Source organism: Nakamurella sp. UYEF19 (assembly GCF_040546275.1).
Classification (GTDB): domain Bacteria; phylum Actinomycetota; class Actinomycetes; order Mycobacteriales; family Nakamurellaceae; genus Nakamurella.
Genome location: NZ_JBEPNO010000010.1, coordinates 42,446 through 64,179, shown reverse-complemented (window position 1 = coordinate 64,179; position 21,734 = coordinate 42,446). Strand labels below are relative to the sequence as shown.

Annotated in this window: 18 protein-coding genes and 1 pseudogene; 9 read left to right on the top strand and 10 right to left on the bottom strand. The window is 66.3% G+C overall.

The genetic code is table 11. The annotated features are described in order from the left end of the window. Nucleotides 1–93 precede the first annotated feature (93 nt). On the bottom strand, nucleotides 94–2,082 hold the full coding sequence (locus tag ABIB25_RS15215) for a S53 family peptidase (RefSeq protein WP_354529312.1): 1,989 nt from the start codon (nucleotides 2,080–2,082) through the stop codon (nucleotides 94–96). 275 nt (nucleotides 2,083–2,357) lie between these two features. Here ABIB25_RS15215 and ABIB25_RS15210 point away from each other — a divergent pair, with 275 nt between their 5' ends. Genes ABIB25_RS15210 through ABIB25_RS15200 form a run of 3 tightly spaced genes read left to right on the top strand, consistent with a single transcriptional unit; the run spans nucleotide 2,358 to nucleotide 4,421 of the window. Further along, nucleotides 2,358–2,783 carry a solute carrier family 23 protein gene (locus tag ABIB25_RS15210; RefSeq protein WP_354529311.1) on the top strand — a complete coding sequence of 142 codons (426 nt, stop codon included), beginning with the start codon at nucleotides 2,358–2,360 and terminating at the stop codon, nucleotides 2,781–2,783. 36 nt (nucleotides 2,784–2,819) lie between these two features. Next, entirely contained in the window at nucleotides 2,820–3,584 is a 765-nt protein-coding gene (locus tag ABIB25_RS15205; RefSeq protein WP_354529310.1) for a DUF998 domain-containing protein, read from the top strand. Between the two features lie 18 nt (nucleotides 3,585–3,602). After that, nucleotides 3,603–4,421, top strand: coding sequence for a DUF2127 domain-containing protein (locus tag ABIB25_RS15200; RefSeq protein ID WP_354529309.1), 819 nt, complete (start codon nucleotides 3,603–3,605; stop codon nucleotides 4,419–4,421). Here ABIB25_RS15200 and ABIB25_RS15195 read toward each other — a convergent pair. The 5 genes from ABIB25_RS15195 to ABIB25_RS15175 form a co-directional block, all read right to left on the bottom strand. Next, on the bottom strand, nucleotides 4,358–6,715 hold the full coding sequence (locus ABIB25_RS15195; protein ID WP_354529308.1) for a HelD family protein: 2,358 nt from the start codon (nucleotides 6,713–6,715) through the stop codon (nucleotides 4,358–4,360). The two genes, ABIB25_RS15200 and ABIB25_RS15195, sit on opposite strands and share 64 nt — an antisense overlap. Before the next feature lie 131 nt (nucleotides 6,716–6,846). After that, nucleotides 6,847–8,355 carry an arabinosylfuranosidase ArfA gene (gene arfA / locus ABIB25_RS15190; RefSeq protein WP_354529307.1) on the bottom strand — a complete coding sequence of 503 codons (1,509 nt, stop codon included), beginning with the start codon at nucleotides 8,353–8,355 and terminating at the stop codon, nucleotides 6,847–6,849. A gap of 35 nt (nucleotides 8,356–8,390) precedes the next feature. Further along, nucleotides 8,391–9,284 carry a carbohydrate ABC transporter permease gene (locus ABIB25_RS15185; RefSeq protein ID WP_354529306.1) on the bottom strand — a complete coding sequence of 298 codons (894 nt, stop codon included), beginning with the start codon at nucleotides 9,282–9,284 and terminating at the stop codon, nucleotides 8,391–8,393. A 1-nt stretch (nucleotide 9,285) separates the two neighbouring features. Then, nucleotides 9,286–10,305: a carbohydrate ABC transporter permease gene (locus ABIB25_RS15180; RefSeq protein ID WP_354529305.1), complete on the bottom strand. Its 1,020-nt coding sequence runs from the start codon at nucleotides 10,303–10,305 to the stop codon at nucleotides 9,286–9,288. Then, nucleotides 10,302–11,651, bottom strand: a complete 1,350-nt coding sequence (locus ABIB25_RS15175; RefSeq protein WP_354529304.1) for an extracellular solute-binding protein — start codon at nucleotides 11,649–11,651, stop codon at nucleotides 10,302–10,304. The genes ABIB25_RS15180 and ABIB25_RS15175 overlap by 4 nt, the downstream gene beginning before the upstream one ends. 220 nt (nucleotides 11,652–11,871) lie before the next feature. On the opposite strand from ABIB25_RS15175, the gene ABIB25_RS15170 reads away from it, so the two are divergent. Then, nucleotides 11,872–12,912, top strand: a complete 1,041-nt coding sequence (locus ABIB25_RS15170; RefSeq protein WP_354529303.1) for a LacI family DNA-binding transcriptional regulator — start codon at nucleotides 11,872–11,874, stop codon at nucleotides 12,910–12,912. A 128-nt stretch (nucleotides 12,913–13,040) separates the two neighbouring features. After that, nucleotides 13,041–13,862: a pentapeptide repeat-containing protein gene (locus ABIB25_RS15165; RefSeq protein ID WP_502919820.1), complete on the top strand. Its 822-nt coding sequence runs from the start codon at nucleotides 13,041–13,043 to the stop codon at nucleotides 13,860–13,862. A gap of 392 nt (nucleotides 13,863–14,254) precedes the next feature. Here the strand turns inward: ABIB25_RS15165 and ABIB25_RS15160 are convergent, their stop codons facing one another. Further along, on the bottom strand, nucleotides 14,255–15,226 hold the full coding sequence (locus tag ABIB25_RS15160) for a GNAT family N-acetyltransferase (protein WP_354529302.1): 972 nt from the start codon (nucleotides 15,224–15,226) through the stop codon (nucleotides 14,255–14,257). A 660-nt stretch (nucleotides 15,227–15,886) separates the two neighbouring features. Here ABIB25_RS15160 and ABIB25_RS15155 point away from each other — a divergent pair. Then, complete coding sequence (locus ABIB25_RS15155) at nucleotides 15,887–16,105, top strand: hypothetical protein (protein WP_354529301.1); 219 nt, start codon at nucleotides 15,887–15,889, stop codon at nucleotides 16,103–16,105. A 156-nt stretch (nucleotides 16,106–16,261) separates the two neighbouring features. On the opposite strand, the gene ABIB25_RS15150 is transcribed toward ABIB25_RS15155, so the two are convergent. Beyond that, on the bottom strand, nucleotides 16,262–16,918 hold the full coding sequence (locus ABIB25_RS15150) for a hypothetical protein (RefSeq protein WP_354529300.1): 657 nt from the start codon (nucleotides 16,916–16,918) through the stop codon (nucleotides 16,262–16,264). Between the two features lie 384 nt (nucleotides 16,919–17,302). Further along, entirely contained in the window at nucleotides 17,303–18,067 is a 765-nt protein-coding gene (locus tag ABIB25_RS15145) for an AAC(3) family N-acetyltransferase (protein WP_354529299.1), read from the bottom strand. Between the two features lie 479 nt (nucleotides 18,068–18,546). Between ABIB25_RS15145 and fxlM the strand changes: the two genes are divergently transcribed. The 3 genes from fxlM to ABIB25_RS15130 all read left to right on the top strand — a co-directional run bounded on the left by fxlM (nucleotide 18,547) and on the right by ABIB25_RS15130 (nucleotide 20,450). Then, nucleotides 18,547–19,770, top strand: a complete 1,224-nt coding sequence (fxlM, locus tag ABIB25_RS15140) for a methyltransferase, FxLD system (RefSeq protein ID WP_354529298.1) — start codon at nucleotides 18,547–18,549, stop codon at nucleotides 19,768–19,770. A gap of 156 nt (nucleotides 19,771–19,926) precedes the next feature. Next, nucleotides 19,927–20,208 (top strand): hypothetical protein, encoded by a 282-nt coding sequence (locus ABIB25_RS15135; protein ID WP_354529297.1) that lies wholly within the window; start codon nucleotides 19,927–19,929, stop codon nucleotides 20,206–20,208. Further along, on the top strand, nucleotides 20,205–20,450 hold the full coding sequence (locus tag ABIB25_RS15130; protein ID WP_354529296.1) for a hypothetical protein: 246 nt from the start codon (nucleotides 20,205–20,207) through the stop codon (nucleotides 20,448–20,450). The genes ABIB25_RS15135 and ABIB25_RS15130 overlap by 4 nt, the downstream gene beginning before the upstream one ends. A gap of 440 nt (nucleotides 20,451–20,890) precedes the next feature. Here the strand turns inward: ABIB25_RS15130 and ABIB25_RS15125 are convergent. Next, nucleotides 20,891–21,475 (bottom strand): annotated as a pseudogene (locus tag ABIB25_RS15125) (dihydrofolate reductase family protein). Nucleotides 21,476–21,734: the final 259 nt, after the last annotated feature.

Below are 21,734 nucleotides of genomic sequence, written 5' to 3'. Positions count from 1 at the left end.
GAGGCACAACGGCCTCGGCCGGATCCCGTTGCGGGATCCGGCCGAGGTCGTTCGTTGCGTGAGGCGTGATGCTTTCGAAGAGCCGGCTTCGGGTCAGCGACCCATCAGAGCCGCGGCCATCGCAGGAAGGTTCAGGGTGCCGATACCGGTGACGGTGTCATAGCCCTTCGTGGTGACCAGCGAGGTGTCCTGGTTCAGGCTGATCGTGACATCGGCGCCGGTGCTCGGCCGCTTGAAGTACAGGATCGCGGTCGGCTTGGGTGCCAGCACGTCGTTGAACGTCTTCGGGCTGGCCTTGGCGGCCATGTAGAGCGCCGGGTTCGCGAAGCCGATGGTGCGACCGGCGACCTGCTGGAGCAATGCCATCTTCGCTGCCACCAACGGCGAGGCGAGGCTGGTACCGCCGATGGAGCTGAACTCCAACGGTCCCGTCGCCAGGGTTTCCTCGTTGATGATCGGGCGAATACCGAACTGGAACCCCGTGTACGGATCGGCGAGATCTGAGACGTCCGGCTGGGTGCGACCGGCCTGTCCGGTGCTGTCGGTCGAGAACTTCTTCGGCACGACCCCCTTCTGGTACGCGGGCTGACCGATGGTTTCGCTGACGCCGCCTCCGGCACCTGCGTAGAACGGACCAGGAACCGGCGCCTGGTAGACACCGTTGACGAAGATGTCTCTCGCGTCACCCCAGCCGGTCTGCAGTACGTTGTTGCCACGGGCATCGATCCCCAGGCTCGTGCCACCGACCGCGGTCGCAAAGCTGGAGATCGGGTCCGGGCTGGCGTATCCGGTGGATGCGGACTCGTCACCGCTGTCGCCGGTGGAGTAGTAGAGCCCGATGCCCTCGCCTGCGGCCTGCACGCCGGTGTCCTGAATGTGGGTGATCGTACTGTCCGCCACCAGGGCTTCGGCGCCGTAGCCGTAGCTGTTGCTGACGATGGTTGCCAGCTTGCTGTCCAGGATCTTGGATAGAGCGATGTCGATCCCTCCGGCGCAGTTGAAGCCGCCCGAGTACAGGATCGCAGCGCCCGGCGCGATCGAATGTGCGGACTCCACGTCCAGCGTTTCCTCGCCCTGCCAGCCGGAGGGGAAGCCACATGCTTCCTCGTCCTGGAACGTACCGGGCTTCAGCTGCGAGAACTTGGTGAGGATGGGAGCCCCGGCCGCCACCATGTAGTCGTTGGTGTCCTGCAGGATGGTCGGTGAGGCGTAGGCGTCGACGATGGCAACCGTCTGGCCGGAACCGTCGTAGCCGGCATTGATCAGCTTGTTGATGCCCGCCGATTGGCGCAACTGGGAGGGCAGGTAGCCGCAGAGGTCGGTGGGAGCCACGGTATGGCCGAAGATCGACGGTACCGAGTGCGTGTACTCGCCGTAGAAGTCGCTGCAGCTGGTCGAGTCGGCGGCCGGGGCGGCCTTTCCTGCGGTGTGCGCGCTGATGCCGGTTGCTGTCTTCAGTTTCGCCGTCGGCGCGGAGCCCGAGCTGACCGTCGTCGGCCTGGTCAGCCGGACACGGGAGTCACCGAGGCTCATCCCCTGGACCTTGGACGCGATGGAGGCCGGCAGCGTCGGCGCACTCGAAGGGGCGGAGACGACCTGGCCCTGCACTCGGTAGTTGCGGAGGGTCGTCCCGAAGGCCGGGGCGACGGTGGCTGCCGGCCCACGGAACACGATGTACTCCCGGCTGGCGGGGGTGGCGTAGATGGTCTCACCACTGGCCACGAGGTACTTCTTCACCGCGTCGAAGTCGGCCTGGGTGGGCGAGTACTTCGCGATCCACGCCTTCGGGCTCAGGTACTCCCCGTACTGCCGGTTCCCCGGCGTTGACACCGCCGTCGCAAAGGCCTGCGCACCGACGGAGTCCCGCAGGGGCAGGTAGACCTCCCCCTCGACGGTGGTGTCGGCGGCCGGACCCGCATCCGCGGCCGCAGTGACGAAACTGGGGACCGAACCAGGGAACGAGGTCCGCCCGGCCGGGATGGCTGCGTTGGCCGGAGTGGCCACCACCATCATTCCGGCGCCCAGGCACAGTGCTGCGAGCCCGGTCACCCCCCGCTTGAGTGCTGTGACGCGTGACGCCATGTACGACTCCCTTGTGACTGAAGCGCTGTCAGGTACTGACAAGAGCTGACAAGTGCTGACCCGGCTCGAAATGAGCCCGGCTAAACATAAAGCACGGCTTTGCCGTCCGCCAGAGGGGTGATCGGTTGATTTTTTGTGCAGTTGAGTGAAGTTCTTGCGGCCAAGTGGGCTATCGGCGACAGAAGGGCGCCAGGCCACCACACCGGGTGGCAACGGGCCCGACCTCTTGGGCACACACAGCGCAGTTCCGGCGCGGCTCGGCGTGATTCCCGAAGATGGGCCAGGTCATCGCCCACATCCCGGAGCCGGTGATCGGCGGGGCGGCCACCGTCAGGCTTGCGATGGTCACCGTCATCGGCATCCAGACGCTGTCGAAGGTCTCATTCACGGACAACCACAACCTGCTGAAGGTCGCCGTCTCGTTGTCGGTCGGCATGGCTCCGGCGTTGCTGACGACCTTCTACTCGAAGTTCCCGGAGTGGCTCCAGATCATCTTCGGTTCGGCGATCACCTCGACCGTGATCGTGGTGTTCGTGCTGGACCTGGCGTTCAAACGTCGAGGACGGCTTCCAGGAGAACTGGGTGGGGGAGCCCGGTCCGAAGGCCTGACCCGACCACCATCACGCGTCGGGACCTCTGTCGCCACCCCGTTCCCGGCACGCCGCCGGGCGCGGGGTGGCTGCGTTTCACATCCCCACTGACTACGGTTGGGCCTTCGACCAGGCGAGGGGAAGTGTGTGGAGCAGGATCACGCGAGCACCGGCTTCTCGCACCGGGGCGAGGCACAGCAGCGCCGTGTCGTCGAGTCGCTGTCGGTCGACCTGCTGGAGGACGAGGCGCATGCGCCGTCCCGCGACATCGTGCTGGCCCGGCGTCTGGCCGTGATCGGCATCGCCGGGGTGCTCGTCTCGTTTGCGGCCATCGCCCTGCTCCACGTGATGGCACCCAGCCGGTCGCTGGATCCGTTGTCCCGCACCATCAGCGAGTACGCGCTACTGCCCAACGGCTGGATCTTCGACTGGAGTGTCGTCCTGCTCGCCGTGTCGTCGGTGATCGTCCTGGTGGCGATGGTGTTGCGCGAGATGGTCGACGCACGGTCCTGGGGCGCGGTGATGACGATCGTCTGGAGCATCGGACTGGTCGGCCTGGTCGTCTTCCCGAAGCAGGGCATGGGCCCCGACCCGTCGGTGGCCGGCCGGGTGCACTGGACCTGGACCCTGATTGCCTTCTTCAGCCTGCCCATCGGGGCGTACCTCATGGCCCGGCGGCACCGGGTGATCGCCGGCCGATGGCCCACCTGGGCCGTCCGGTTGTCGATGGTGTCCGCGGGTTGGTTCCTGGTGCTGGCCGGCCAGACGGTGCTCTCGGCCGTGAGTCCGATCGAGGCGTGGCGGGTGGTCGGGCTGGTGGAGCGAGCATTGTCGCTGACCGAGATGGCAGTGGTGGTGATGCTGGGACTCTGGGTGATCCATGACAGCAAACCGCCGGCCGTGCCCTCCTGAGAGAACTATTCTTCGCAGGTGGACTGGAATCTGAGCACCTGTGGCCGTCATGGCCATGAGACCTTCGCCCCCGACGAGCCCGCGCTTCGCGAGCGTCTGCGCGTCGACACGCCCGCCGGCGAGGCCTGGCGTTGCCTGCGCTGCGCGACCTACGTCGTCGGTGATCCGAAGTCGAGTGGTTCGGCCGACGACGCCCCCGAGGTACCGCGGGGGCGGCTGCTGCGTGACAAGCGGATCATGCGCCTGCTGGCGGCCGAACGGGGGATCCGAGGGCTGGGCCTGCTGGCTCTGGCCGTGCTGGTCTTCGTCTTCCGCAAGTCCAAGGGCGACCTGCGGGCGTCGTTCGACAAGGACCTTCCGCTGCTGCGGCCGCTGGCGGACCAGATCGGTTGGAACATCGACAGTTCCAAGATCGTCCGCGGCATCGACAGCGTCTTCTCGCTGTCGGAGAAGACGCTGACACTGATCGCGATCGGGCTGATCCTCTACGGCATCCTCGAATTCGTCGAGGCCGTCGGACTGTGGCTGATGAAGCGCTGGGGCGAGTACTTCGCGGTGGTCGCGACGAGCATCTTCCTGCCGCTGGAGATCTACGACCTGACGGAGAAGATCACCGTCCTCCGGGTGCTGCTGTTCGGAATCAACGTGGCCGCCGTGCTCTGGCTGATCTGGAGCAAGCGACTCTTCGGTCTGCGCGGCGGCGGGAGGGCCTATCACGACGAACACCACGCCGAAAGCCTGATGACGGTGGAACGGGCCGCGGTGGCCCAGGATCACCAGAGGCCGGTGGTCGGTTCCTCCGCCGGGCCGGCGAACGAGGGCAACCTGCCGCTGTAGAGCACACCGAGGCGCTGCGTGGCCCTGGTGATCGCGACGTACAGGTCGTTGCGGCCCCTGGTCGACTCCGACATCACCAGGTCCGGCTCGACCAGGATCACCGAGTCGAACTCCAGACCCTTCGCCTCCCGGACGGTCAGCACCACCACCGGGTTGTCGACATCGGTGCCGTCACCGGCACCCGGGACACCGGCGACCACCGCCGCCAGCACCTCGGCATGCAGGGCGTCGGGGACCAGGACCGCCAGGTGCTGCTCACCGGCCGCAGCGGCATCCCGCGTGGCCATCTCGACCGTCGCCGCGACCAGGTCCGCCCGGTCCGCGTGCCGCCACCAGGGTTCGACACCGGTCGAGCGCACCGAGGTCGGCGCCGTCAGCCGGGGATCGATCTCGGCGAGTACCCGATCGGCGATGACGGTGATCTCGGTCGGCGTCCGGTAGTTGACCGTCAACTCCTCGAAGCGCCAGTCACGCCCGACGTAGGGCCGCAGCACGCTGCCCCAGGACGAGGCCCCCGCAGCGTCGCTGGTCTGGGCGAGGTCGCCGACCAGCGTCATCGACTTCACCGGGCAGCGCCGCATGACGATCCGCCAGGCCATGGGCGACAGCTCCTGGGCCTCGTCGACCACGACGTGCCCGTAGGTCCACTCGCGGTCGGCGCCGGCACGTTCCGCCGTGGAGGTCAGCAGGACCCGGTCCTCCTGCAGCTCGACCAGGTCGGCGGCGGTGACCATGCCCAGCAGCGGGCGGTCGCCCAGATCCACGTCCTGCGCCTGCTCGGCGCCGGCGTCCTGCCCGTCGTCGAGCATGTCCAGCACCGTCTGGGCGTATTCCTGACGTTGCTCCCGGTCGCGGGCAGCTGCGGCCAACGTCAGGCGATCGTCGTGCCCGAGCAGTTCGGCGGTCTCGTCCAGCAGCGGGACGTCGGAGACGGAGAACTGATACGTCGCGCCGGCGGCAGCTGCTGCAGAAGGTCCGGCCAGCAACAGTTCTCGCTCCGCCTCGGACAGGAACGGGGCGGCCATCCGCAACCGTCGCGCCGAGCCGAGCAGGTCGCGGACCACCGACTGCGCGGTCAGGCCGGGCCAGAGGTCGACCAGGACCGCGGCCAGGTCCTCGTCCGCCCGCAGGTCGCGGCGGATGTCGTCGAAGTCCTCGGAGGTCAGCGGGATCGCACTGGCCAGACCCTCGCGGTGACGTCTGGCCACCTGCCGCGCCAGCTGGTCGAAGATCGTCTTCAGGAAGATGTTCCTGGCCCGGTTGTGGGGGAGCCTCGACTGCCACGCCCGCACCTGGGCACGCGAGAGCAGCTGGCTGTCCAAGGTGAGAGTGCCGCCGTCGTAACGGATCCGGATGGTCTTCTTCGGCATCCGCTGCCGGTCGAGGACGACGTTGGCGATCACCTTGGCCATGTTCAGCCGACCCTTGAGCACACCAACGGCGTCGATCTCCACCCGCTGGGCGCGGACCCCGGGGAACAGATCGCCGACAGTGGAGAGCACCACCGCGTTCTCGCCGAGCGAGGGCAGCACCTGGCCGATGTAGTTCAGGAAGGTGCGGTTCGGCCCGATGACGAGCACACCGCGGTTCGCCAGCTGCTTGCGGTGCGTGTAGAGCAGGTAGGCGGTGCGGTGCAGCGCGACGGCGGTCTTGCCGGTGCCCGGGCCGCCCTGGACGACGAGGATGCCCGACCGCTCGGCCCGGATGATCCGGTCCTGCTCGGCCTGGATGGTCTCGACGATGTCGCCCATCCGGCCGGTCCGCGGCGCGTTGAGCGCCTGCAGGAGGGCCGCCTCACCGGTGAGACCGGCAGCACTCAGCCTGGCCAGGGCCGGGTCGTCGGGGGACAGCCCGGACAGGTCCAGGTATTCGTCCGACAGCGATTCGACCTGACGTCGGCGCACCCGCAGATGACGGCGGCGGCGGACGCCGAGCGGGGCAGCGGCGGTCGCCACGTAGAACGGCCGGGCCGACGGCGCCCGCCAGTCCATCAACAGCTGTTCGCGGGCCTCGTCCTCGGAGAAGATGCCCATCCGGCCGATGTGCATGTGCTCGCCGTCGACGGTGTCGAGACGTCCGAAGCAGAGCTTGTCCTCGGCGACGTTCAGATCGATCAGTGTCTGCGCGTGGCTGGCGTAGGCGATGTCGCGCTGCACCCGCCCGCCGGGAGTCCCGTCGCTGTCGCGGAGATAGGTGTCGCGCAGGCGGGTGGTCTCCTCGCGCATGCGGTCAAGGCGCTGGTAGAGCGTGGCGATGAAGTCCTGCTCGGCGAGGAGGTCGTCGGGCTGGGACAACGGACCACCTCCGACGCTTCGACCACGCAGCGAGCGGCACCTGGGGGCGCCGGCACCCCGGTTCCGGGGCGCCGACAACCTTCCCACCCAGGAGGGTGCCTCCGCTAATCGCCTCGCCGCGGCGGGCAGCTTCAGGCGCGGTCGAGCGTGACCATGACCCAGCTCAGCGGCGGCAGTTCGAGGTGGAGTTCGCCATCCAGCAGTTCCACCTTGTCCAGCGTGCGTGGGACCACACGGTCCTGGTGCTCGGCGGTGTTGGTCGCCGACGGATCGGCATCGCTGAGCACCAGGGCGGTGCCGACGGCCAATGCGCCGAAGGTTGCGACATCCCCGATCAGCGCCACCGATTCGGACTGCGAGCGGTTGATCGCAAACAGCACCAGCGAACCGGAATCCTCGTCGTGGGTCAGCACGCTGTCGACGACCGGGGCGTCCCCGTAGCGGGCGGTCGGGAGCGTCGGCGCGGTCTGCGTGGTGCGCAGCACCCGACCCTTGGCGCGGGCCGCGGTCTGCGCGAAGGGGTGGAAGATCGTCTGGCGCCAGGCCGGCCCGTCCGGCTCCGAGCGGATCGGTGCGATGACGTTCACCAGTTGCGCCAGACTCGCCGAAGTCACCCGGTCCGCGTGCCGCAGCAGCGAGATCAGCAGGCTGCCGACCACCACGGCATCGGTGACGCTGTACTCGTCCTCGATGAGACGTGGCGCCTCACTCCACTCCGGCCCGGTGCCCTTGGCCACGAATTCCCTTGCGTACCAGACGTTCCACTCGTCGAAGGAAAGGCCCAGCTTCTTGTCGGAGTGCCGGCGGGCACCGACGGCGTCGGCCGTGGCGATGACCGCCTCGATGAAGGCGTCCATCCCGACGGCGCTGGCCAGGAAGGAGTCGACGTCGCCGTCGACGGGCTCGTAGTAGGCGTGCAGCGAGACGAAATCGATGGCGTCCCACGCCTCTTCGAGCACCTCGGACTCCCAGGCGCCGAAGGTGGGCATGTCCATGTTGGAGCTGCCGCAGGCGACCAGCTCCAGGGTAGGGTCGTACTGCCGCATTGCCTTTGCCGTCTCGGCGGCAAGCCGGCCGTATTCGGCAGCAGTCTTGTGGCCCGTCTGCCACGGCCCGTCCATCTCGTTGCCAAGGCACCACATCCGGACGTCGTGCGGCTCGGTGGCGCCGTCGGCGATCCGGCGCTCCGAGAGTGTCGAGCCGCCCGGGTGGTTGCTGTACTCGAGCAGATCAAGTGCCTCCCGGACACCCCTCGTGCCCAGGTTCACCGCCATCATCGGCTCGACCCCGGCCTGCGCGGCCCACCGCATGAATTCGTTGAGGCCGAACTGGTTGGTCTCGGTGGTGTGCCACGCCAGGTCCAGCCGCTTCGGCCGGTCTGCCGCCGGCCCCACCCCGTCCTCCCACTGATAGCCGGAGACGAAATTGCCACCGGGATAACGGATCGTGGTGACGCCGAGTTCGCGGACCAGTTCCATCACGTCCTGACGGAAACCCTCGCTGTCCGCGGTGGCGTGGCCCGGCTCGTAGATTCCGGTGTACACGCACCGGCCCATGTGCTCGACGAACGAGCCGAAGAGCCGGGGTGGCACGGGACCGACGGAGAAGGCGGGATGGGCGGTAAAACGTGCGTCGAACAACAGCTTTCCTTTCGATGGATTTGCTGACGGAGCGCTTATTTGATGCCGGTGCTGGCGATGCCCTGAACGATCTGACGCTGGAAGAGCAGGAACACCGCCAGCAGCGGGAGGAGGCCGAGGACGGCGGAGGCCATCACCTCGGCGTACTGGATCCCGTATCCGCCGGCCACCGTGGCCAGTCCGACGGGAATCGTCATCTGCTTCGTGTTGCTCAACACCAGCAACGGCCAGAGCAGGTTGTTCCAGGTGGAGACGAAGGTGAAGATCGCGACCGCCGAGATGGCCGGCCGGCACAGCGGCATGCAGATCTTGGCGTACACCTTCCACCAGCCCGCCCCGTCGATCCGGGCGGCTTCGATCAGCGGATCCGGAATGTTTGACAGGAACGCCTGGAAGACGAAGACCCCGACGGGCGCGGCCACCGCCGGCAGGATGATCGCCCAGTAGGTATTGAGCAGCCCGGTGGCCCGGAACTCCTCGAACTGCGGCAGGATGAGCACCTGGCCGGGGATCATCAGGCCCGCCAGCACGAGTGCGGCGACCCCACCCCGCCCACGGAACCTGGTGCGCGACAGAGCAAACCCGAGCATCGAGCAGACGACCACCGTGAGGACGACGGTCAGCGTCGAGATGACGAAGCTGTTCAGGTACCACCAGCCGATGTCGGTCGAGCCGATCACGTTGCGGTAGGCGGCGAGGGTGAAGTGGGAGGACCACCACGACGTCGGGCTGGTGGTGATCTCGCCGTTCGGTCGGACCGAGGTGATGAACGCCCAGACGAGTGGCACCAACCAGATGATGGCGAAAAGAGTCAGGGTGACGGTGCACAGGATGCCGAAGGTGCGGGAATTGGACCGTGGGTCCATCCGCCTCGTCCCCGGCCGCGGGTTCGGGCGGCGGATCGAGTTCGTGGTCAGAGTGGTTGCCATGTCAGATCTCCCGTGCTGGGTTGATGGCGGGGGACTTCGGCGCAATCGCAGGTTCGTCGACCGCCATGGCCTCGGCGGTCTCCGCCGGGTCGGCGCGATGCCGGTTGAGCAGGAGCCAGCCAACGGAGACGATCAACAGGAGGACGAAGTAGACCATCGTGGCCGCCGCTGCGTAGCCCGCCCGGAAATCAGTGAAACCGACGTCGTAGATGTACTCGATGACCGGGCGGGTGCTGTAGTTCGGACCGCCCTGCAGCAGCAGGTAGATCTGGTCGAAGACCCGCAGCGACGCGAGCAGTTGCAACACGATCACCAGTGCGGTGGTCCGCTTGAGCAGTGGGAAGGTGATCGACTTGATCTGCTGCCAGCCGCTGGCGCCATCCACTGCGGCGGCCTCGTAGAGATCGGCCGGGATGTCCTGCAGACCGGCGAGATACAGCACGAAGTTGAATCCGACGGTCCACCAGATGGTCAACAGGATGACCGAGGCCATCGCCCACGCCTGGGTACCCGACCAGTTCGGGGCGTCGAAGCCCAGCAGCGTGAAAGCCTTGTTGATCAGCCCGATCTGCGGCGCGTAGAGCCAGGTGAAGATGAGCACGACCGAGGCCGATGGCACCACGTAGGGCGCGAAGAAGACCAGACGGTAGAACCACTTCCCGCGGCGGACCCGTTCGGCCATGATGGCGAAGGCGAGGGCCAGCAACACCAGGAACGGGGTCGAGACGATGGTGAACAGGATGGTGTGCCACATCGACGACCAGAATTCCGGGCTGGTCAACGCTTCCCGGTAGTTTTCGACGCCGACGAAGTCCCCCAGACCGCCCTTCACCGTCGTGGTGTTGAAGAAGCTCATCAACAGGCCGTAGATGGTCGGCCCGATCAAGAAGAGCGCGTAGAGGATCAGGAAGGGGAGCGAGAAGGCCCACCCAGCACGGTGTTCCAGCTTCCTGGCGTCGAGCTGTTCGGGTACCGCCTCGACCGGGGCCGTTGTGGTCGGACGGGGGGCGACGGTGGTCATGACGCGCTCACCTCTTTGACGGGCGGAATGGTGTTGGCATAGGTGGTCAGGCCCGCGCGCATCGACGCAATGGCGGCGGCGGTGCTCCCGGATCCGGTCTGCACGGTGGCGACCGAGGAGCCCATGAGTGTCTCGAAGTCCGAGCCGGAACCGCTGTACCAGGCATCCGGGTCGTAGAGCGCCGAGTAGGCAGACTCGATGTAGTTGGACTGCGGTGACATCGCCTGGAACTCGCTGCTCTTCTGCACCGGTAGCCACGCCGGGATGTGGCCGCCCTTGGCCCAGACCAGACTGTTGTCCAGCATGGCCTTGACGAAGGCCACCGCCCGTGCGGCGCGCTCCGGCGAGCGGTTGTGGTCGACCGGGATCACCAGGGCATGCGAATCGGCGTGGGAGACGGACTTCTCGCTGAGCAGGGCCGGGATCGGCACGACGCTGAAGTTGGTCTTGGACCCTTCGTAGGTGGGGATCTGCCATTCACCGTCCAGCAGGAATCCGCACTTCCCGGTGGAGAACAGCGATGTCACGCCCTGGCCGTCGATGCTACTGGGGAACAGGCCGAGTGGTCCGGTCAACTGATGCATGAAATCCAGTACCTTGGCGGCCTTCTCATCGTCCAGGACGACCTTGCGCCCCTGGTCGGTGACCACCTGGCCCTCGAGTTGACCGTAGAGGGTGTTGAACCAACGCCAGTTGGTGGACGGGTCGTTGTTGATGTTGATGACCCCGCCGTAGGCGCCGGTAGCCTTCTTCATCGCCTGCAGCGCGGAGATGAACTCGTCCTTGCCGCTGATCGCCTTCAACTTGTTGTCGGCGTCCAGGAGGCCGGCCTTCTTCGCGACGTCGATGTTGTAGTAAAGGACGAACGGGTGGGTGTCCAGCGGGATCGCGAACGGCTTGCCGTCGACCTGCGACTTCTGCCAGGCGGCCGGGGTGAACGAGGACGCGGTCATCCCCGCCTCGGCGGTGCCGAGCGTGGAGAGATCGGTGACAAGGCCGGCCCTGGCCAGCAGCGCGAGCCGGGTGAGGTGGGTGACCGCGACGTCCGGCGGTTGGCCGCCGGCACTGGCCAGCGCAAGCTTCGTGTAATACGGATTGCCCCAGGCCAAGGTGGTCGATTCGAGGGGGATCGTCGGGTTGGCCTGCTGGTAGGCGTTCTCCATCAGGACCATGTTGGCGCCATCACCACCGGAGAACAGGTTCCAATAGGTGAGCCCGTCGGGATTGGGGGACTTTCCGGTCAAACCGGACGTCACGGGATTGGCACACGCCGATGCGGTCGCACCGGCCAACGCGAGAACTCCGGCAGCGCCGAGGAAACGGCGCCTGGAAAGGGGGACAGCCATGGGCAGGGACCTCCAGGCATCCGCGCCTCGTCGGTGAGGCGCAGGTTGTTGCCGATAGTGTGCCGCTAAATTTGCAACGCTGCAAGCCTCTCGGAAGAATGGATTCACCGGCGCGTCCGAAACGTGGGTGTCCGGCGGAAGCAGCCAGGCGATCGTGAATACTGTCCTTCCGGACTCGAATGGCAGCTTTCGGACCCGACAGGCAGGAGGCAGGAGCACGATGGCGGTCACCCTGCGCGACGTCGCCGTGCTGGCGGGCGTGTCGGTACGGACCGTTTCGAATGTGGTCAACGGCTTCCGTCACGTGTCGCCGCCGATGCGCGAGCGCGTGCAGGCCGCCATCGACCAACTCGGCTACCAGCCCAACGTGGTGGCGCGCAGCCTACGGCGTGGCCATACCGGGGTCATCGCCTTCCTCCTGCCCGAGCTCAGCGTCCCGTACTTCGGTGAACTGGCCCACGAGGTGATCGAGGCGGCTCGGACCCGGGGGCTGACGGTGCTCGTGGACGAGACCGCCGGACAGGCCGATCGCGAACGCGAGATCCTGGATCTGGCCGCCAACTCCGGTCTGGTGGACGGAGTCATCCTCAGTGCCCTCGGGATGCTCGGACGCGAGATCGCGCTGCTGCGGCCGAGGGTTCCGATGGTGCTGATCGGCGAGCGCCTGGCACCCCAGGTGTTCGACCACGCCGGGACCGACAACGTCCGTGCGGCAAAGGATGCCGTGAAGCATCTGGTCGACGGCGGATCGAGGCGAATAGCGACCATTGGAGCCGAGCCGGGCACCGGGCGAGAGACGTCACGTCTGCGCCTGCAGGGCTACCGAGCTGCGCTCAAGGCGGCCGGGCATCAGGTCCGTCCCGGGATGGTTCAGAACGTCGACAACTTCCACCGGCAGGACGGGGCGGTGGCCATGCGCCGCCTGCTCGCACTCGACGAACCCCCGGACGCGCTCTTCTGCTTCAACGACAGCCTCGCCCTCGGTGCGCTGCGAGTGCTGTTCGACGCCGGCGTCCGGTCCCCGGACGACATGCGGATCATCGGCTTCGACGACGTCGAGGAGGGACGGTTCAGCATGCCGACGCTCAGCACCGTGACGCCGGACAAACCGGCGATCGCCCGGGAGGCCGTGGCGCTGCTGGCCGATCGGATCGGCGGGTCGACGGCGCCGCCCCGGGATGTCGTGGTGCCGCACTATGTGGTCGAGCGGGAGAGCACTGCACCGACGGCGCGAACCGTGGCCAGGAAGTCGGCGGTGTGACCACGGACCCGCACAGAGGACTCGGCCCGCGTGGCGAACCCAGCGGGTGCAGCGGGCTCGGCCCGCGTGGCGAACCCAGCAGGCGCAGCGGACCCAATCTGCTCGCCGACTGCTCATCCTGTTTCGGGCTGTGTTGTGTGGCACTGCCTTTCGCCGCCTCGGCGGACTTCGCCGTCGACAAGGCGGCCGGCGAGCCATGTGAGAATCTGCTGAACGACTTCCGTTGCGGCATCCACCCGTCCCTTCGCACCAGCGGTTTTGCTGGTTGCACCGTCTACGACTGTTTCGGGGCCGGCCAGCAGGTCTCGCAGGTGACCTACGGCGGCAGCGACTGGCGGGCTGCGCCGGAGACCTCCGCGGAGATGTTCCGGGTCTTCCCGATCGTCCGGCAACTGCACGAATTGCTCTTCTACCTCGAGCAGGTACTCACCATGGCGCCGGCGGCCACAGTGCACGACGCCGTTCGGCGTGCGCTGCGTGTCACCCGCGGGATGGCCGGTGGTTCGCCGACAACGATTCTCGAGCTGGATCTTCCGGCGCACCGGGCGGCCGTGGACGTATTGCTCCGGCGGGGGAGTGGGCTGGTGCGATCCGGGTACCGCACCGGGCCCGAGAACGTCATTGGGAACGCCGGGTCTGTGAAGAAACGTGCCAGGAAAGGTTCTGCCGCCGGGGATCTCGCGCGTGCCGACCTCATCGGGGCCGATCTGGCGGGGGCTGATCTGCGTGCTGCGGATCTCCGGGGGAGCTACCTGATCGGCGCCAATCTGAGGGCAGCGGACCTACGCCTCGCCGATCTCATCGGAGCTGACCTGCGCGCCGCTGACCTCCGCGGTGCCGACCTGTCAACGTCACTGTTCCTCACCCAGTTCCAGGTCAACGCCGGCAGGGGAGACGAAGGCACCCAACTGCCGCCAGGACTCACCCGGCCCGGACATTGGTCGAGTTGACCAGCTGATTCGGTCGGTTCTGGACCCGACTGTCTCGGAACTGGGCCGATCGGGGCTGCTGACAGGAACGGCATGACTATTTTGGCCCCGACGTCGTCGGTGTCGGTCATCCGCCGCACCTGCGCAAACCCGAGCTCCAGGAAGTAGATCCCATGGCGAGGATGTCAACTTGGCGACCCGTTTCCGGGACCTTCACCGGGCGCGCTTGCGGACGGACCCTACGGGAACCACTGCGGAGCGCTGGGGGAGGAGCCTTGTCCGCTGTCGGCGAGGTGCGATCGCGGATTCGGCCTACGTCCGGCTGGCCATCGGGTGGATCGGCGAAGCGTCAGCGCGATCAGCCTACTGACGCGCGGGCCGGTGCGGGTCGAGTGGGCGGATGGTGGAGTGCGTCAGAGTTCGAGGCAGTAGTGGACCTGGGTGTCCTGGGTGACAAACCCGGCATTCTCGTAGACTCTGAGCTCTTTGCTCGAACTATCGGCATCGACCCTGAGGCTGGCCCGCCCGTAACCCTGGTCCTGCGCTTCCGTCAGCGTGTGTGAGATCAGGACTTCGGCCGCACCGCGCTTCTCGTATGCGGGCCGCGTGGCGATGACCCTGAAATACGCGTCACGGATGCCGGTCGCCGCCGTTTCCGCCTCCCACGAAACGACCAGGAGGACCCCCGCCGCAGTCCCGGTCTCGATGTCACGGAGCAGGAAGCTCAACTCGGGTCGGAAGTTCGCGTTCACGGCCCAGACCTTCCACTCCTCGAGGCTGAGCTGAGATCTGCCCACCTCGTCCTGGACGGTCTCGTTGCGGACCGCGCGGAACTCCTCGTCCGTCTCGGCCGTGTAGCCCTCGACCCGCAGGCCCTCGGGAATAGGGGCCTCCGGAATGGCGGTGCCGAGCGGATGCCTCATGTGCCGGGCCCACTCCGTGGCCGTCATGCCTGCCGCTCGGTACAGGGCGACGGCCCCGGAAACATGCTCACCGTAGATGGATTCGACGAGCAGTTGGAGCGTGGGGTGATGCATTGCGTGCAGCGCCTCGGCGGTCGCCCGCCCGTGCTGCATGAGCTTCGTCCCGAGTCCCCGGCGACGATGGGTAGGGCGGACGGCTCCGGTCGCCTGCACCCGATGGATAATCTCAGCGGTCGGCTTGTAGTGAACGGCCGAGAAGCCAAGCATCGTCGCACCGTCGAAGACCGCCAAAGTGGATGTCGGGAGATCGTCGACCGGTGAGTCCAGCTCCTCGGCCGCATCCTGCTCGGTGTACTGCCCCCAGACGTGGTCCTCCGCGTCGATCGCGTTCAGAAGGTCGGCCATCGCCGCGCCGTCGGACACAGCCATCGGGCGCCAAAGGAAGTTCTGTTCAACAGGCACGATCGAAAACGTATAGGACGCGGCGAGGGCTACAAACCCGATTTCGGTCCCGTCGTGGCCGGGCAAACGTCTCAGGCGGTGGTGGAATGGTCCATCGTGCTCGCCAAACAGGCCCTTCGTCCGACCGCCCAGTTTCCGAATGAACCGGCCAACGGGATGCGCCAGCCGCCCGGGAACCGAACGGCAACCAGGCAGCCAACGATCGGCTGCGACGGTGACGGAGGCGGATCGCAGAGGTGAGGCGGGATTCCGTGGAGAAGACGGCATGTCCGCCACGACGGCCAGGGGCTGCTGGTACATGGTGTCGATCATCACCAGCGTGATGTGCTTGGACTTGTAGCCCGATGGCTACTCGTCCCAGGACACGTCTGGGCGCAACTCCATCAGCCACGTCCGCTTGCGACGGACGTCGACGAGACGGCCGATCTGGACCGCGGAGAATCAGTTCTCCCGCTGGATTCTGACAAGACTGGAGACGTCCGCCATGCTGCGGACGACGCCTGCGACCGAGTTGAGGTCCAAGTCGGCGCGGGGCAGCGTGGTGGCCATGTCGCAAGGGTGCGGGCGAACTTGTCAGCAAGACCACTCGCGTCCATCCGGACCTTCTTGACGTCTTTCAGACGGAACGCTGAATAGCCGTCGAAGTGGCCGCCCTCACGAGTGGCCCTGAACGATTCCCCGGCTCTGACCGACAGCAACGATGAATCCGTCGATCGTTTCTGCGTGCTTCGTAGATCGGATGATTTCGACCAACGTCTGGGCGCGTTGTGCTCGGGCCAGCTTGGCTTGGTTCTTCATACGAGCCAGCATCTCATCGCCATCCGCCTCGATGCATCCGAAACCCCGGCAGCCGAACCCTGGCCGGTCACCGATCGCTGAACGGAACGGGAGCACGTTGCGGTCATGGTCGCCGACCGGGTCCTCCCGTCACCGGTCGGCGTTCGGCCATCGGACAAGCCGACCGAGTGAGTTGGGGCCTATACCGGCCGGCTGAGCCAGATTGACTTCTGAGGTGGAGAGAGTCGCAGCGTGGCTCTACCCGGCCGCGAGGATCATGCGACGGAAGGCAGATGCGCTGATCTCTGAACCTGACGAATGGAGCGGATGGACCGGGTCCTCATAGTTCGGGCACTTGAATGAGACATAGCCGCGCTCAATCAGAAATGCGCCCTCGAAGCCGTCGTTCAGGAAGAACCCAGTTGCTTGTGCACCCCCAAGAAACAAGATGTATTCGGACCCTCCGTCCAGGGGGGCGGGCGCGTCCAGCGTGTACGTCGACGAAGACGCGGTCGCCGGTTTGAGGGACTTGGCTCCAATCAGCCGGTACTCGTAAGGATTCGGGTCCGGTTGCCCCGATGGAGTCCTGGCAACGCTCTTCGTGAACGTCCGCGGCGCCAGCACATCGATGATGGCGGCGGCCGATGCGACGGACTGGGCGAGGTCTGGTGGTGGCATGGTGCAGGGCGTCAGCGGAGGGTGCGCGTGCGGCGCGTTGACCGTGGCCGACGTTCCAGGATCTCCTGCACGCTGCGCCGACGTACTGCTGAGCGTGCTGACGCTCAGGTTGGCGCTGCTCATTCCCGCGCGGGTCGACACCACCGGCGTTGACATGTTGTTGCCGGACAGGTCCGGAGCGGCGCAGCCAGCCATGACGGCCGCGAGGCCCAAAGCCAGGCACCCGACCAACCTCATCGACCTCACGGCGACCTCCCTGATGCCTGCAGTCTTGTCGCATTCAGACGGATGCATGTCTCCTGAGGTTGCAGGTCGAACCCCGACACCATCCGGCACCGGACCCGTCCTCATCCGCATGCGGATCCCGATCCGGGACGGTGGGAATCGGCCTTGCGGTGAGGGGTGACCCACCCATCGTTCGTGACGGAGATCAATCGGCAAGGCGGTGGAGCACGCGGTCCTACCGCGTGCGGGTTGATTCAGACGGTCATGGTCGGTTGCGGCGTACTCGTTGAAACCGCTCACAGTAGCGGCATCCCAGTCGGCGGTTGTCAGACGCGGTCTCACTGTTGTTCCGTCACGGTTCCGCTGACGTCAGAGCGCTGCTCCTGCATCGACGACTCAGACCTGCTCGTGGAGGTAAAAACCGAACCGAGGTGTGGCGAAGCGGACGAAGCTATCGGCGTCGAGCAACCGGCATGACGCCTGCCCGACAAGAGAAACGGAGGACGTTCCCAGCTCCTCGAACTCGGCGCCGATTCGAGGAAACAAGGTGTCCAGATCGTCGGCGACGTCAGGAACCTCGACCCAGACACGCTCCGCTCCGATGATCATCGGAAACCTGCGCAGCTTGTGTCGATGAAGAATGCTCAGGCTTTCGGCATGGTGCAGGAATGTGTTTCGGTTGTGACCGACCCCGAGCAACAGAATCCGGCCACCCAACCTGCGCACGGCGGCGAACGGCGACTCGGCGCCAACCGCGTATCCCAAACTCTGACGCGCGATTATCTCGGCCGCAGCCGGGCCTTGCGCGGCGACCGACACCTGCGGATGAGAGCTACGTAGCGTCCCGGTCGACCGGCGCAGCGTCTCCGCCACAGCGCCCATCTGACTTGGCGTGTCAGACCAGAACACCGGGACCGCCTCTCGCCGCGCTCGGACCTCCAGAGACCGCGCACCGGTAACTTCCGGCGCGGGATCTGCAATCTGAGGTGTGAACGTCGGGACCACAATCGTGCCCGACCGCCCGACGGCGGCGCGGATGCTGTCGACGATGCCCTGAGCACCGTCCTGCACTACACCGAAGGCAGACAGTGACGCATGCACCATGAGTACATCACCGCGATGCACGCCCAAGGCGTCCCACCCGACAGTCAGATCGTCCACAGTCAGCACAGTGCGGGAACGATACCCCGATTGATGCTGCAGCCAGCCGACAGTGGCACCTACCGAGGCGAACAGGTCCGTAGGCGGATCCGCTTGCGGAAGCCCCGCTTCATCGGGCGGCTCATGGCCTGCCTTGTCACAGTGAGTAACGGCGGCCGAGAACCAGCCCGCACTTCGAACCGGTGCATCGTGCCACTCATGCCCGATCTTTCGCGTTCATCGCGCCGACAGGCGTTCGTCCGATCGTCAGAATGCAGTGACGATTTCGTGGGCAGAAAAACTTATGCTCAACGCCGCCGTCCGGCCAACGATCGGTGACCGGAACGGGAGCCCGTTGCGGTGATGGTCGCCGACCGGGTCGTCTCGTCGCCGGTCGGCGTTCCCTAGTTGAACAAGCATGAGCCAACGGTGACTCTTCGAGGGATCACACTCCCACCCAGACCTGGCCTTCGTTTCTTATGTCCTGCAAGACTGCATACATGGGGGACTACGACGGATTTTCGGTATTGCGTGGCCAGCTGGTGGATCGTCTCTCCGCCGCCCGGTACGTCACGACTGACGTTGTCGCAGAGGCGTTTCGGGCGGTGCCGCGGCATGTCTTCCTGCCGGGAGTGGAGCTGGGGAAGGCGTACGCCGACGAGGCCGTCGTGACCAAGTGGGAGTCCGACGGTCAGCCGATCAGCTCCTCTTCACAGCCGGCGGTCATGGCAATGATGCTAGAACAGTTGGCAGTGGAATCAGGCCAGCGGGTCCTGGAGATCGGCGCCGGCACCGGCTTCAATGCGGCGCTTCTGGCTCACCTGGCCGGTGAGGCCGGAGCGGTGACAACGATCGACATCGACCAGGACTTGGTGGCTCAAGCCCGCCGCAATCTGGACACCGCCGGCCACGCCCGGGTCGACGTGGTGTGCTCTGACGGCGCCGAAGGCTGGGCCGCGAACGCCCCATATGACCGGATCATTCTGACGGCCGGCGCGGGCGACCTGACTCCGGCATGGGTGGAGCAGCTCGCCCCGGGCGGGCGGCTGGTGTTGCCGCTGTCGTTGCGGGGAGCGCAGCGCTCGGTCGCCTTCGAACGATCCGGTGATCATCTGGCCAGCGTGTCGATCGTCGACTGCGGGTTCATGCCGCTTCGCGGCACGCTCGCCAGGCCCGGCGCGGTGCATCAACTCGGCGAGGTGCCGGGGTTGCTGCTCAAGCCCGGCGACGGTCGAGAGGTCGACGCCGCGGCGCTTTCCGCGGCCCTGCGCCAGCCGGGTGAGGCCTTCACGACCGGTGTGAGCGTGATCCCTGCCGAGGTGATGGGTGGTTTGGGGTTGTGGCTGGCGCTGCACGAGCCTGATGTAGGTCACCTGTCTGCGCTGGGCGAGGCCCTCGGCCGCGGCCTGGCCCCGGCCGCGGTGCTGTTCCCCGGGATGGCGCTCACCACGGTGCTGCTGGGAGAGCAAGGCCTGGCGGCACTGGTCCGCGCAGACGAGGCCGGCGTGCCTGCGGACCGCTTCGACCTGCAGGTCCAGCCCTTCGGCCAAGGGGCTACTGACCTCGCGCATCGTTTGGCGACGCAGGTGCTCGCCTGGCAAGCAGCCGGACGACCCTTGACCACGGCACTACGCATCAGGGCATACCCCCGAAACGTGGCAGGCGACGAGGCCAACCCGATGGTCATCGACACTGCGCACGCCCGGCTACTCCTCGACTGGTGAGTTGCGCGAATTTGAGCCACCGGGCGAGCCGGTTGAGAGGATCGGCGACCACATCGTGCGGCCAACCAGTGACCCGATTGGACCCAGACCAGCCGGGACGGTCCCGAACTGAGGGCAGGCTCGGAGGCGCAGCGGCCCACTGCAAGACTCGTGCCGGTGCCCGAATCTGCGCTTCCCCTTCATCCCCCGGCGCAGCCGGTCGAGTTGGTCCGTGTCGACCGCTCGCACCGCGCGGTCCTGGAGAACCTTGGCCAGCGCTACCGCCACGACCTGTCGGAGGCATACCGACAACTGCCGAATCTGGACGGCACATTCAACAACCGTCGCCTGGACCTGTTCCTGGCCCAGGTCGATCCGCAGCACAGTGCATGGCTGATGATGGTCGCGGGCGCTCTCGGTGGATTCGCCATGACATCACCCACCGCAACGGCGACATGACAATCAGCGACTTCTTCATCGTCCGCGCACTCCGCCGTACCGGAGTCGGGCGAGCCGCGGCCGGCCAGGTACTTGCGTTCCTTCCCGGGCCATGGAGCATCGGGTTCCAGGCCTACAGCCCCGGCGTTCAACGTCTCTGGTCGCAGGTGGCCTCCGACGCAGTCGGAGACACCTGGACCACGCACGACGATCCGCCGATACAGGGACGACCTCCGGACTCCTGGATCACCTTGACGATCTAATCCGGCCAACGCGTTCGCCCGAGCCACCGAATCTCCCGGAAACATGATCGTCGATCATCGAGCGGCCCCCCACAGTCGCCGTCAATGAAGGTGGCACACTCATGTGGCTTGCGGCGGCGAAGGTACAACCACAGGATCCCGGCCGGCCTCGAGATGAACTGACCTCACTGAACATGTAGACGCCTGATCGAGGCCCTAGCCAACCCGATCTCGTCGCGGTTCTGATTGGTGACTTCGCGCTCGGCGCCGTTCGGCGATCCTCATATGGCCTCACCGAGGTTGAAGCGGACCCCGGGTAGACACGGCAGCAACCAACCGACTCTTGCTCGCCGAAAACTGAGTGCCGGACAAGTCGGATTCAGCCGCCGTGGCCGCGTAGTCGTGCCCCGATCACGTGATCATCACGAACTGCCTCGCTCGGGAGTTTTGGTGGTGTCCTGTCAGTGCCGGTCGTCAGTGCTTTCCAGTAGCGCGGGCCGGTATCGCAGGGCCACCGCCCCCGACCGGAACTCACGGCGATCCACAAGCTCGGGCTGGATGCGCTCGCGCAGACCGGCAAGCAACGTCGGCCCGTGTCCGGCAAGGACGGGCTGCACAACGAACTCGTACTCGTCGATCAAACCCAGATCGGCCAACGCCAGGGGCAGCGTCACGCCACCGACCCACAGGCCCTCGCCAGACTCCTGTTTGAGCCGCTGAACCGCTTGCCCCAGGTCGCCTCGCACCAGCTCGGCATTCCAATCAACTCCGCCAAGCGTGCTCGACACGACGTACTTCTTCGCCCGGTCGATGGTCTCGGCGAACGGGATCTGCGACCCATCCATCCAGGCGGGCCACTCGCCCGTCGCGGGTTTCTGCCACACCTACACCATTATCTCGTAGGTCACGCGACCGAACAGCAGGGCATCGGCCCGCTGCATCTCAGCGGTCCAGTAACGCATCGAATCCTCGTCCGGGGGGAGCCCCGCCTCGTGATGGCAGCAACCGTCAAGAGTGACGTTGATCGAGTATCGAAGTAGTCTCATCAGGTTGCTCTCCCTTGATGCGCAGCAGCTCGTTTTCACCGGACCGACGGTCATCCAGACCGTGTTTTCATTCGAACCGTTCGTGGGCAAAGATAATCAGCCTCGCGGTCCGACGGCAGGGTCAGCGCAGGAATTCGGCCTGGACCCGGCCACCGAGTACGACGAGATCGGACTCGTTCTCAACTCCGGGTGGACCCCGCCCAGAGGGGTTCGGCTTCCGACACGATGGCCTCTGTCCTTCGATGATCGAGGGATGGCC